The following is a 12,094-nucleotide window of genomic DNA, read 5'->3' on the forward strand; positions in this document are numbered from 1 at the left end:
GCGCACCAGGCGTCCGTATGGGTGCCCACCGAGCCCGTTGAGGCAGGTCGGCGACGGACACCGCGCCGTAGTGGGCGGCCCCCGCCGTGCGGAGTCGTGTCAGCGGCGCACCCTCGGGGTCGTCCGCTGCTGACCCCTTCCGTTCCTCGTTTGTCGCACCGCTGCGGGCTACCCGTCTCCCCGCACGGGCGATGCCACCTATCCCCCTACTCGGCCCAATGCCCGGCATGCGCCGCTTGGCGAACGTTTGTTGAGACGTCCACAGTGGAAGCCGCGCACCATCAGCAGCCCAGCCTGGTGCTCACGATCCGGCGAGGCTCCCGCCTGCCCTCCATGAGCCCGAGGAGCAGCGAAACGGGCCGCCCGCACAACACCACCACGCCCGCCAGGCGACGCCACCACCTGTCGGTCCCACATCACGTTCGAGGAGTGAGGTTCCCCCCGGGATGTGGACACCGGGTTATGCCGCGATCTGGTGCAGCGTAGTCGGTGCGAGTGTCTGTTCGTAGTCGGCAGGGCTGAGATAGTTCAACGCGGAGTGGCGTCGGCGGTGGTTGTAGAAGGCGATCCACCGGAACACGTCGCGGCGGGCGTCGGTCTCGGTGGCCCAACGACGTCGGTCGACATCGAGTTCACGTTTGAGAGTGGCGAAGAACGCCTCTGCCAAGGCGTTGTCATACGACGAGCCGATCCGCCCCATCGAGCGGCGCACGCCGTGACGGCGGCAGGTATCAGCGAAGGCGCCACTGCGGTATTGGGCACCTCTGTCCGCGTGGAAGATCACCCCGTCGACCCGGCCGCCACGGGCGGCGACTGCGGCGTCGAGAGCGTCGATGACCAGGCCGGTGCGCATGTGGGTGTTGATCGACCAGCCGATCAGGCGGCGGGTGGCGATGTCGATGACCGTCGCCAGGAACAACCAGCCGGCCCCGACACGCAGGTAGGTGATGTCGCCGCACCACCGCTGGTCCGGTGCGGTGGCGGTGAAGTCTCGGCCGATCAGGTCCGGCGTCGGCGGGGCGGCCGGGTCGGGGATCGTGGTGCGTTTGCGGCGGCGCAGATGCCGGCCCACCACGTCACGCTGCCGCATGATCCGCTCGACCCGCTTGCGGTTGACCCGCACGCCCTGACAGCGCAGTTCGACGGTCACCCGCGGCGACCCGTAGGTGCCCCCGGAGTCGGCGTGAACCCCGGTGATCTGCTCGGCGAGGGCGTCCTCGTCGGCGGCGCGAGCCTGACGGGCCGGCTCGCTGACCGTCCAGCGGTAGAACCCGGAGCGGGAGACCGCCAGGATCCGGCACAGCCGCTTGACGCCGTAGGTGGCGCGGTGGGTGGAGATGAACCGGAAGCGGCTGGTCACCGATCCATCTCCTTCGCGAAATAGGCGGCTGCCTTACGCAGGATCTCCTTCTCCTGCCGCAACTCAGCAACCTCACGCCGCAGCCGGGCGATCTCCGCGTCCTTGTCCGCCACCGACACCCCGTCACCCGAAGCCGCCGGACCCGTCCCGGCCTGCCGCTCCCGCTTACGGACCCAGTTCCGCAGCGTCTCGTGACTCAACCCAAGCTCACGCGCAACCTGGTTGATCGGCCGCCCCGACGAACCGACCAGGTCAACCGCATCACGCTGAAACTCTTCCGTGTACTTCGATGGACGCCCCAACGGGGACACCCCTTCCTCTGGACCAACATCCAGTCTCAGGGTGTCCACATCTCAGGGGGAAGCCCAGAGTACCCACCGTGTCTACCCAACACCAACATCCGCTCACGCCCACGGCCAGCCAACAGGATCGGCTGTGCGGCGTTGACAGATTCCGCCTTGACCTCCGTCCGGGGCTCCGTTCGGTTCTCCGGATGGTGGTCCACCTTGACCCGGACCCCCAAACGGACCCCACCCCAGACCTGTCAGGGCAGGTCACGGCCGCTGTCCGCAGCTGCAGCGCTGCCGCGACAGACCCATGTATGGGTCTCCCCCGTGGGGACTAGCGACGACGTTAGGAGACTGCCTATGACCGATCACGTCCTGCGGGTGCAGTCCGCCCTGACCGACCGCGATCACGTCCTGCTCGGCTGGCTGGCCGACCACGGCGTGCTCACCACCGCGCAGATCGCCCACGCCCTGTTTCCGTCCGTTGACTTCGCCCAGGAACGACTCCGCAAGCTCACCACCCTCGGTGTCCTCGCCCGGTTCCGACCCCAGCGACCCGAGGGGGGCTCCTACCCCTACCACTATTTACTCGACCAACTCGGCGTCGACGTCGTCTGCACCCAACGCGAAGACGACCTTCCCCGCCGCGACGCCGCCCGCAAACGCCGCTGGCACCTGACGAACCGGGCCAACCTGCCGCACCTGCTCGGCATCAACCAGTTCTTCATCGAACTGGCCGGCCACGCCCGCACCCATCCAGAAGCCCGTCTGGTGCGGTGGTGGCCGGCATCCCGGACGCAACGCATGGGCGCGTTCGCCGAGCCTGACGATCCCGTCCAGGTCCGCGCCTACACCGCCCGCGTACGCCCCGACGGACACGGCATCTGGGTCGAACACGACGACCAAGTGCCGTTCTTCCTGGAACACGACACCGGCACCGAACGCCTGTCGGTGTTGGTAGACAAGATCACCGCATACGAGAAGCTGGCCGCCGTCACCAGACGCGTCTGGCCGGTGCTGTTCTGGCTGCACTCCGCCACCCGTGAACGCCACCTGCACCAACGCCTCTCGGAAGCCAAAGTCCGGATCCCGGTAGCCACAGCCGCCCGCGACGAAGCGACCCACGCCGGCAAGAGCCCAGCCGAGTCGGTGTGGTGGCTGCACCACCACCCCGGCGGGCTGATACGGCTGGCCGCCCTCGCCGACACCGTCATCAGCGAGGAGACGAAAGCAGCCTGAAACTGCCCGTGACGGCACACGGCCGCCTCACCCGCCCCAAGGTAGCCGCCCCCAGCGCCGGTCCCGTCACAACGGCGCAGCGGCGCACGACAGCGGCGACCAACAGCAGCGTCGGCACGGCTGGACATGCTCACCGCCACCACGCGGTGATCGCTGCCGCAGCACCCGTCCGCCGTGAATCGACCTTGGCAGCTCTGGATCTGTCACCGCCCGGCCGCCTGCCTCGGTGACAGATCCGGACAGGTTCACACCCCTTGCCCTGACAGATCGCGGAGCTACCATCTCGCGCCCCGACCAGGCAGACCGAAAGAACTCCACACACGACCAGCACGGCGAGCGCCGTAGAGAGGTGATGACCATGACGCCCACCCGCGACCGGAGCACGCCCCGTGCACCCCCCGCCTCGGCCAAGAAACAAGCCCTCATCGCCCAGCGACTCGACAACCTGCGCAGGAGGTCCTCACCCGATCCTGACACTCGCGGGGCCCTTGGCACCAGCGCCGCGTCCGCGCCCACGCACAGGAGGTACCACCGACGGCCCTGACCGGACGCAACTCGATCAGGCACACAGAAATCAGCTCAGAAAGGAGCCCGAAGCCAATGCACTTCCTCTTCACGCTCACGAGATTCGCTGACAGCTATTCCGGAGGAATATGCCCACCCACGCCGCAGGCGACAATACCCGAAACGGGTATGATGAAAACGAAACACGCGGCGAAACGGCGAACGCGCCACCATCGAAGCATCGGCAAATCACTGGTCGCCGTCGCCGCGCACCCGCCACCATGACCGATATACGCGTCGGACGAATAGAAACGGTCACCATGACAGCCGAGGAAGAAAATGAAGCCGTGCACGCCCTCGCCGTTCTGGTCGCCCACTACTGGCGCGCACACCCCGACCACGCCACATAACCGACCGAGGAGTGGTGGACGCCCGCCAGGAGTCCACCCCGGCACCCCGGAACGTCCAACTCAGCGGCCCGGCCGGACCAGGTCGCCCCTGCGCGAAGGAAGCCATCGCCCATGGCAGCCCCCACCCCGCACACGCGGCGCAGCAAGCGCCGCCACGCCAGCAGCAGCCACGCCGGTGATCCCGGCTTGCGCCGCATCGCCATCTACACCCGACGCTCCACCGACGACGAACACCAACCCTTCTCCATCGACGCCCAGATCGCCTCGCTGCGCAGCTACATCAACTCCCAGCCCGGCTGGACCCTCGTGCTGGAGTTCAGCGACGACGCCTCCGGCGCCACCACCGACCGACCCGACCTGCAACGCGCCCTGCGCGCCGCCAAAGCCAGCCAATACGACGTCCTCCTCGTCGTCCGCGTCGACCGATTCTCCCGCCGACTCTCCGACCTCCTCGATCTGCTGCACGAGTTGGATGACGCGGGAGTGGCTTTCTGCTCCGCGACCGAACCATTCGACACCTCCACCCCCATCGGCCGGATGCTCGTCCAACTCCTCGGCGTCTTCGCCGAATTCGAACGAGAAACCATCATCGACAGGGTGATCAACGGCATGTCCACCAAAGCCGGAAAAGGAAAATGGCCGGGGGGCACCCGCCCCTACGGCTACCACGTCGACCGCGACAGTCAGAAACTCGTACCTCACCCCGAAGAGGCACCGATCCTGCGCGACATCTTCCGCCTCTACACCCAACAACGCCTCGGCACCCGCGCCATCGCCACCGAACTCAACCAACGCGGCGTCCGCAACCGCACCGGCAAACCCTGGTCCGGCTACACCATCGCCCGCATCCTCGACAACCCCGCCTACGTCGGCGACATCGCCTACCGCGACGTCTACGTCACCGACGCTCACGAACCCCTCATCGACCGCGACACCTTCAACGCCGCCCGCGACCTCGCCACCGCCCGCGCCGACACCCACAACCAGCGAGCCGCCTCCCCCAGCGAGTACCACCTAACCGGGCTGATCACCTGTCCCGACTGCGGACGCAAGTACATCGGCACCGCCGTGCGGGGCCGCAACGCCCGCTACCGCTACTACACCTGCTTTTCCCGCAACCGCTACGGCGCCTCCGGCTGCAACGGAGTCCGGCTCGCCGCCGACGCCGCCGACACCGCCGTCCTGCAAGCCCTGCACGACTTCTACACCAACGCCCACACCATCCTGGACAAGGTCATCGCCGAAGCCCGCCAACAGTTCCACAACACCCACGCCGACCGACACGCCGAACTCGACGCCATCACCGCCCAGATCACCAACACCCAAGCGGCCATCGAGCGCTACCACCACGCGTTCGAGAACGGCACGATGGACGACGTCACCGCCGGACCCCGCATCACCGAACTCCGACACAAGATCACACAACTACAGGCGCACCGCGATGACCTCGCCGCCAGCCTCGACAACGAGCCGGCCCCACCACCAACCGGCACCATCGAACGGCTCCGTGCCTACCTCAACCACGTCATGGCCGATGGCACTTCCGGCGAACGCAAACGCGCCATCGAAGCCCTCATCGCCGAGATCCGCATCAACGAGAAGGACGAAGTGATCCCCGTGTTCAAGATCCCCAACGCCGGCACCGCAGCCGGTGTCGTCACCGACGACACCGGCGCTGCCTCAACCACCACACCCACCAGTTTGCGCAATGGTGAGGTTGGTGGAGCCGAGGGGACTCGAACCCCTGACCCCCACACTGCCAGTGTGGTGCGCTACCAGCTGCGCCACGGCCCCTTGCTGTCGCGCCCGACTGCCCGGGCACTGGGAGAACTATACACACGGTCGGCGGCATGGTCATCTCGCGGGGGTCCCCCGCGAGACGGCGTCGGAGCCCTCAGTTCAGTGCCACGTCCGGGGGGAAGTGCGCCACCGCGGCCATCATGCCGCCCTGCCTGCGCAGCACCATCGGCCACAGGTCGTCCGGACGGTCGACGAACGCGTCACCGGGCAGCGCGTCCAGCACGAACCAGGAGCCGTCCTCGATCTCCTGCTCCAACTGTCCCGCGCCCCAGCCCGCGTACCCGGCGAAGACCCGGATGCTCTCCACGCTCTCCCGCAGCCGCTGCGGGTCGACCGAGAGGTCGAGCGTGCCGACCGCTCCGGAGACCTGGTGGAAGCCCTTGAGTCGACGGACCGGCTGCCGCATCCGGGCCAGACAGATCGCCGAGTCGGGCTGCACCGGGCCGCCCTCGAACAACACGGCCGGATGGCGGGCCAGATCGCCCCAGTCGCGCAGCACGTCGGCCACTGCCACCTCGGTCGCCCGGTTGAGCACCACGCCGAGCGCGCCGCCGGGTTCGTGCGCGACCAGCAACACGACTGTGCGGTCGAAGTTCGGGTCCTTCAGCGCTGGCGTCGCCACCATCAGCTTGCCCGCCATCGACTCCGTCGCCCGTCCGCCGATCGCCTGCCCCTCTCCCTGCATCACCGCACCCGTCAACCGTGTACCGGGCAGCGGAAGCGACCACACATCGGGACGGCGGACCCGATCGGCACCATCCACGCTGTCTTTGCCATGCCTGGCACCATAGCCTGCGTCCACGGCGGTCGCGAAGGTCTGATCGTCGGGTGATCGACACCGGTGTCGGCGGGGGGCGGCGAAACCGGGCCGACAACCGGGCCAGCGGGCCCCACCGGCCGCCGAACAGAGGCGAAAACCCCTGGTGGACCGAGCCGCCCGGATAGATTCGAAGACGATGACAACGGTCCGGGACACCACCTACGAGCTGCTCCGCGCCCTCGGCATGACCACCGTCTTCGGCAACCCCGGTTCCACCGAGGAGCCCTTCCTCCAGGACTTCCCCGACGACTTCCACTACGTGCTGGCCCTCCAGGAGGCGTCGGCGGTGGGCATGGCCGACGGGTACGCCCAGGCGACCGGCGGGCCCGCCCACGTCAACCTGCACACCGCGCCGGGCACCGGCAACGCCATGGGCAACATCGTCACCGCCTGGCACAACCGGACCCCGCTGATCGTCACCGCCGGTCAGCAGACCCGGGAGATGCTGCTGCTCGAACCCCGACTCACCGCCCGGCACCCCACCGAGCTGCCGCAGCCGTACGTCAAGTGGGCCCACGAACCGGTCCGCGCGCAGGACGTACCGGCGGCGCTGATGCGGGCGTACGCCACCGCCGTCCAGCCGCCGACCGGGCCGGTCTTCCTCTCCCTGCCGCTGGACGACTGGGCCCAGCCCGCCGACCCGCCACCCGAGGCCCGCACGGTGGCCACCCGGTTCGCTCCCGACCCGTACCGGCTCGCCGAGTTCGCCACGGTGTTGGCGGACAGCCGGTCACCGGCGATCGTGCTCGGTGCCGCCGTGGACCGCGCCGGAGCATGGGAGCACGCGGTCGCGCTGGCCGAGCGGCTGGCCGCCCCGGTCTGGACGGCGCCCGCACCCGAGCGGACCGCCTTCCCCGAGGACCACCCGCACTTCCAGGGCGTCCTGCCCTTCGCGATCGCCCCGCTGGCCGAGCGCCTCCGCGGACACGACACGGTGCTGGTGGTCGGCGCCCCGGTGTTCCGCTACTACCCGCACGTACCGGGCGAGACGCTGCCCGACGGCGTACGCCTGCTGCACGTCACCGACGACCCGGAGGAGGCGGCCCGGGCACCGGTCGGCGACAGCCTGCTCGGCGACGCCGGGCTCGCCCTCGCCGCGCTGGCCGACCGGGTGCCGCCCGCCGACCGGCCCCCACCGCCGGTCCGCGCCGAGCCCTCGGCGGTGGCGGACACCGTCCCGCTCAGCGCCGACGCCCTCTTCGCCGCGCTGGCCGCGCACTGGCCCGAGGACGGGGTGCTGGTGCAGGAGTCGCCGTCGAACCTCTCCGCCCTGCGGCGGCGGCTGCGGTTCACCCGGCCCGGTTCGTACTTCACCATGGCCAGCGGCGGGCTCGGCTACGGGCTGCCCGCGGCGGTCGGCATCGCGCTGGCGCAACGCGACACCGGCCGCCACCGACCGGTGGTCGCGGTGATCGGCGACGGCTCGTTCCACTACTCCGTGCAGGCGCTGTGGACCGCCGCCCAGTTGCGGCTGCCGCTGGCCGTGGTGGTGCCGGTGAACCAGCAGTACGCCATCCTCAAGGCGTTCGCCGACCTCAAGCAGACGCCCGGCGTACCCGGGCTGGACCTGCCCGGGTTGGACATCGCGGCGATCGCGCGCGGCTACGGGTGCGCCGCCACCGTGGTCGACACTCCGGACGGGCTCGGCGAGGCGCTCGGCACCGCGCTGCGCGCCGACGGTCCGACCGTGCTGCCCGTCCCCATCCGCACCGACATCCCCCCGATCTTGTGAAAGGAGGGGTCCCCTACTAACGCCTCGTGCATAGCAGGGGTCCCCTCCTTACATCTCAGCCGGCGACCACGCGGAGCGGGGAACCGCTGAGCACGTCCAGGACCGGGCGCGCGCCCACCGGGGCTTTCAGCGTCACCTCGGCCGGGTGCAGGTTGAGCATCTCGTCGCAGCCGCCGGTCGGCGGCACGACGGTGCCGCCGACCACGATCACGTGGTCCTGTTCCCAGACCAACGGGGTGATCTCGGTGTCGCAGCTGCCCACCCCGAGCCGGTGCCTCAGCGTCGTCCCCTCGACCGCCTCGATGTCCTGCGCGCCCACCAGGCCCGGTTCGGGCGTCTCGGACGGCGGCACCGGCGCGGGCGGGGTGGCGACCGCCTCGGGCGCGACCGCGACCCGGGCCACCACCGCGCCGATCTCCGGCACGGTGAACAGCCATGCCGGCACCTGCGCCGCCCCCCGGGCGGTGTGTACCGGCGCGGTACCCAGTTCGACCCTGGTGACGGTGAGCGCGACGCAGTCACCCTGCGGCCGGCTGCCGACCGCGCTGTCCGGTCCACCGCCCGGCGCGGGTGCCGGCGGGATGGCGGGGTCCGTCGGCCCCGGGCAGGCGCCGGGGTCGCCCTGGCGCAGTTCGCGGTACGCCTGCGCCGCGCTGACCAGCGGCACCCGTGCCGAACCGTCCGGGAAGCGTACGGTGCCGTCGGCCGGCTTCCGGTCGGGCAGGTCCACGGTGGCGCGGTACCACCCGGCCTGGAAGGCGGTCTTGGTCTGTGGGGTGAAGTCGGGGTCGCCGACGAGCACGGTGGGTTCCTGCAACGGTACGAATCCCGTGGTCCACGCGTCGTCGGGCTGCCATGCCTGCGCCACCGCCGCCGCCCGCTGGGTGAACGCCCCCTGCCGGTCCTTCGGGCCACCCGACTGGCCGGACGCGGCTCCGGACTCGTCCGGCTCGGTTCCCACCGGAGCGCATCCGGCCACGATCATCATCAGGGGCAGGCCCAACAGGGCGACTGATCGGCGCATACCGGTTCGACGGGTGAACGCCCGACGGGGTTCCGCAGCCGGGGCGGGAACGACTGCGCGCCCCGGTCGTGACGACCGGGGCGCGCAGTACGGGGGTGGAGGTGCCGGGAATCGAACCCGGGTCCTTCGCTGCCTTGTCAGGGCTTCTCCGAGCGCAGCTCGCTGTGCCTCTACTCGGCCCCTCCGATCACGCGAGCGAGTCGGTGTGACGGGCCCAGTCGCTGATTAATCTCGCCGCACGGACCCCGCGACCGGGTCCGGTTGGCCAGCCTTCTAGCTGATGCCGGCTATCTGGGTCGAAGGCGCTCCCAGGCCGACAGACTCACTACTCGCCTCAGGCGGCGAGAGCGAAGTCAGCGCGATTGTTCTTGGCGCTTATTGGTTTCCGACGAACGATTCTCGAGACGACGTCGGCTTCCTCGGCTCGCTTCCCCTGCCGCAACACACGAAGTCGAAACCAGTCACCCCCTCGACGTGCCGCCGGACTCCGGCGACTCCGACAAGCCTAACGCCTGCCGCAACCGGATTCATCCCGAGCCCGGGTCGACCGACCAGGAAAAGGATGATCCGGACAAATCAACTATCCATCCCCTTGCCGCGCCGACCGACGGCCCGCGCGATCTCCCGGTCCGCGTCCCGCTTGGCGAGGTCCTGGCGCTTGTCGTACGCCTTCTTGCCCTTGGCGAGGCCGATCTCCACCTTGGCCCAGCCGTCCTGGAAGTAGACCTGCAACGGCACCAGCGTCAGACCGCTCTCCCGGATCTTGCCGATCAGCCGGTCGATCTCCAGCCGCTTGAGCAGCAACTTCCGGGTCCGCCGGGGCTCGTGGTTGGTCCAGGTGCCCTGGGTGTACTCGGGGATGTGCATCCCGTGCAGGAACATCTCGCCGTCACGTTCCTGGGCGAACGCGTCGACGAGCGACGCCCGCCCGGCCCGCAGCGACTTCACCTCGGTGCCGGTCAACGCCATGCCCGCCTCGTACGTGTCGAGGATGGCGAAGTCGTGCCGGGCCTTCTTGTTGGAGGCGACGACCTTGCGTCCCTTTTCCCGTGGCATCGCCGGCCCCCTCTCTCGTGAACGCTCCCGGCCGGCGACGCGGCCCGCCGCAGAGCGGAGATCATGCTACCCGAACGACAAGGGCCCGCCCGCGCCGTTTATTCCGACGCCGGCGGGCCCTGCCGAGGCTGCCTTAGACCCGCAGGTAGAAGCGGAGGGTGACCCAGGCGGTGACCGCGCTGATCAAACCACCGACACCGGCCATGATCGGGAAGGTCAGCAGGATCTCGCCCCAGCTCACCGGCGCGAAGAGCCCCTGGAGAGCGCTGAGCGCGCCGTCGAAGAGGAACACCTTCAAGGCGACCAGCGCTCCGAGGCCGAGGACCGAGCCGATCAGACCGGCGACCACCGCCTCCAGCACGAACGGTGCCTGGATGAACCAGTTGGAGGCACCGACCAGTTTCATGACCGCGACCTCACGCCGCTTGCTGTACGCCGCCACCTGGATCGTGTTGGCCACCAGCAGCAGCGCCGCGACAGCCATCGCGACGGCCGCGACGAGTGCGATGTTCTGCCCGGCGGTGAAGAGGTTGAAGATCTTGTCGAGCACCTGACTCTGGTCGACGACCTGGTCGACGCCGGCCGTCCCGGTGTACTGGTCGGCGATGGTCCGGTACTGCTCCGGGTCCACCAGCCTGAGCCGGTACGACTCCGGCAGCTGGTCGGCCTTGACCGCGCTCAGCAGGTCCGGCGAGTCGCGGAACATCTCCTGGAAGCGCTGGAACGCCTCGTCCTTGTTGACATAGGTGACCTGCGAGATCAGCGGGTCGGCCTCCAGTTGGCCGGCGATCGCGGTCCGCTGCTCCTCGGAGACATCGGCCTCAAGGAAGATCGAGACCTCGATGTTCTCGAAGTAGAGCTGCTTCATGTCGGCGACCTTGGTGTAGATCAGGCCGCTGGCGCCGAGCATGGTCAGCGAGACCCCCATCGTGATGATCATCGCGATGGTCATGGTCACGTTGCGCCACAGTCCGACCAGTACCTCGGACAGGACGTATTTCATCCGCATCGGGATTTCCTCCGGCTCTCCGGCGTGAGGTGTTCGTCGTCAGATCGGGGTGCGGTGGGTTGCGCTCGTCACCCGTAGACGCCGCGGGCCTGGTCGCGAACGATGCGCCCACTCTCGATCTCGATGACGCGGCGCCGCATCTGGTTCACGATGTTGGAGTCGTGCGTGACCATCACGACGGTCGTGCCGGTGCGGTTGATCCGGTCCAGCAGGCGCATGATCTCGATGGAGGTGTCCGGGTCCAGGTTTCCGGTCGGCTCGTCCGCCAGCAGGATCAGCGGGCGGTTCACGAACGCCCGGGCCACCGCCACACGCTGCTGCTCACCACCGGAGAGCTCGTGCGGGTAACGGTGCTCCTTGCCGCCGAGACCGACCAGCTCCAGGACCTCCGGCACGACCCGGCGGGCCACCGCCTTGGTCTTGCCGATCACCTCGAGCGCGAAGGCCACGTTCTCGTACGCCGTGCGGTTCGGCAGCAGCCGGAAGTCCTGGAAGACGCAGCCGATCGAGCGACGGAAGTGCGGGCGCTTCCAGGAGCGCATCGACGTCACGTCCTTGCCGTTCACCACGACGCGACCCTTGTTGGGGGCCACCTCGTGGAGCAGCATCTTGATGATCGTGGACTTGCCGGAGCCGGATGGGCCGATGAAGAAGACGAACTCGCCCTTGTCGATCGACACGGACACGTTGTCGAGCGAAGGCCGCGACGCCTTCGGGTACGTCTTCGTCACTTGCTCAAGCTGAATCACGGGTGGTGAGTCTACGCGGTGTAACTGTCGTGCCAAGTCCCACGCCCCGCCGTTGCGGGCCATGTCATCTAATCAGCACGTCAGGTGGAGATCGATGCTGCAAT

Annotated in this window: 10 protein-coding genes, 1 tRNA gene, 1 other RNA gene and 1 pseudogene; 3 read left to right on the top strand and 10 right to left on the bottom strand. The window is 69.0% G+C overall.

Annotated features, from left to right (window positions below):
• Positions 1 to 460: 460 nt before the first annotated feature.
• A protein-coding gene (locus ABZ738_RS24060) for an IS3 family transposase (protein ID WP_357216593.1) occupies positions 461 to 1,662 on the bottom strand; the annotation gives its coding sequence in 2 pieces (ribosomal slippage) (positions 461 to 1,375 and positions 1,378 to 1,662; 1,200 coding nt in all).
• Between the two features lie 345 nt (positions 1,663 to 2,007).
• On the opposite strand from ABZ738_RS24060, the gene ABZ738_RS24065 reads away from it, so the two are divergent.
• Positions 2,008 to 2,886, top strand: coding sequence for a replication-relaxation family protein (locus ABZ738_RS24065; protein ID WP_357216596.1), 879 nt, complete (start codon positions 2,008 to 2,010; stop codon positions 2,884 to 2,886).
• Between the two features lie 638 nt (positions 2,887 to 3,524).
• Here ABZ738_RS24065 and ABZ738_RS24070 read toward each other — a convergent pair.
• Positions 3,525 to 3,767 (bottom strand): hypothetical protein, encoded by a 243-nt coding sequence (locus ABZ738_RS24070; RefSeq protein WP_357216599.1) that lies wholly within the window; start codon positions 3,765 to 3,767, stop codon positions 3,525 to 3,527.
• 144 nt (positions 3,768 to 3,911) lie between these two features.
• Here ABZ738_RS24070 and ABZ738_RS24075 point away from each other — a divergent pair.
• Positions 3,912 to 4,934 (top strand): annotated as a pseudogene (locus tag ABZ738_RS24075) (recombinase family protein); the annotation flags it as partial.
• On the opposite strand, the gene ABZ738_RS24080 reads toward ABZ738_RS24075, so the two are convergent.
• The 3 genes from ABZ738_RS24080 to ABZ738_RS24090 all read right to left on the bottom strand — a co-directional run bounded on the left by ABZ738_RS24080 (position 4,815) and on the right by ABZ738_RS24090 (position 6,285).
• Positions 4,815 to 5,213, bottom strand: coding sequence for a hypothetical protein (locus ABZ738_RS24080; protein ID WP_357216602.1), 399 nt, complete (start codon positions 5,211 to 5,213; stop codon positions 4,815 to 4,817). The pseudogene ABZ738_RS24075 and the gene ABZ738_RS24080 sit on opposite strands and share 120 nt — an antisense overlap.
• A gap of 305 nt (positions 5,214 to 5,518) precedes the next feature.
• A tRNA-Ala gene (locus ABZ738_RS24085) sits at positions 5,519 to 5,594 on the bottom strand.
• A 100-nt stretch (positions 5,595 to 5,694) separates the two neighbouring features.
• Positions 5,695 to 6,285 carry a YqgE/AlgH family protein gene (locus ABZ738_RS24090; RefSeq protein WP_131053527.1) on the bottom strand — a complete coding sequence of 197 codons (591 nt, stop codon included), beginning with the start codon at positions 6,283 to 6,285 and terminating at the stop codon, positions 5,695 to 5,697.
• 271 nt (positions 6,286 to 6,556) lie between these two features.
• Between ABZ738_RS24090 and mdlC the strand changes: the two genes are divergently transcribed.
• Positions 6,557 to 8,152: a benzoylformate decarboxylase gene (gene mdlC / locus ABZ738_RS24095; protein ID WP_357216605.1), complete on the top strand. Its 1,596-nt coding sequence runs from the start codon at positions 6,557 to 6,559 to the stop codon at positions 8,150 to 8,152.
• 55 nt (positions 8,153 to 8,207) lie between these two features.
• Here mdlC and ABZ738_RS24100 read toward each other — a convergent pair whose 3' ends face one another.
• The 5 genes from ABZ738_RS24100 to ftsE all read right to left on the bottom strand — a co-directional run bounded on the left by ABZ738_RS24100 (position 8,208) and on the right by ftsE (position 11,990).
• Positions 8,208 to 9,176 (bottom strand): hypothetical protein, encoded by a 969-nt coding sequence (locus ABZ738_RS24100; protein ID WP_357216608.1) that lies wholly within the window; start codon positions 9,174 to 9,176, stop codon positions 8,208 to 8,210.
• A 93-nt stretch (positions 9,177 to 9,269) separates the two neighbouring features.
• Positions 9,270 to 9,645, bottom strand: a transfer-messenger RNA (tmRNA) gene (ssrA, locus tag ABZ738_RS24105).
• Positions 9,646 to 9,752: 107 nt separating this feature from the next.
• Positions 9,753 to 10,232, bottom strand: a complete 480-nt coding sequence (gene smpB / locus ABZ738_RS24110) for an SsrA-binding protein SmpB (protein ID WP_131054687.1) — start codon at positions 10,230 to 10,232, stop codon at positions 9,753 to 9,755.
• A 133-nt stretch (positions 10,233 to 10,365) separates the two neighbouring features.
• The gene (ftsX, locus tag ABZ738_RS24115; RefSeq protein ID WP_131054688.1) at positions 10,366 to 11,241 is read right to left on the bottom strand and encodes a permease-like cell division protein FtsX; all 876 of its coding nucleotides are present in this window, start codon (positions 11,239 to 11,241) and stop codon (positions 10,366 to 10,368) included.
• A gap of 68 nt (positions 11,242 to 11,309) precedes the next feature.
• The gene (gene ftsE / locus ABZ738_RS24120) at positions 11,310 to 11,990 is read right to left on the bottom strand and encodes a cell division ATP-binding protein FtsE (protein ID WP_117229384.1); all 681 of its coding nucleotides are present in this window, start codon (positions 11,988 to 11,990) and stop codon (positions 11,310 to 11,312) included.
• Positions 11,991 to 12,094 lie beyond the last annotated feature (104 nt).

Origin of the sequence: Micromonospora sp. NPDC047793, assembly GCF_040642635.1 — a bacterium.
In the GTDB taxonomy this organism is placed as follows: domain Bacteria; phylum Actinomycetota; class Actinomycetes; order Mycobacteriales; family Micromonosporaceae; genus Micromonospora.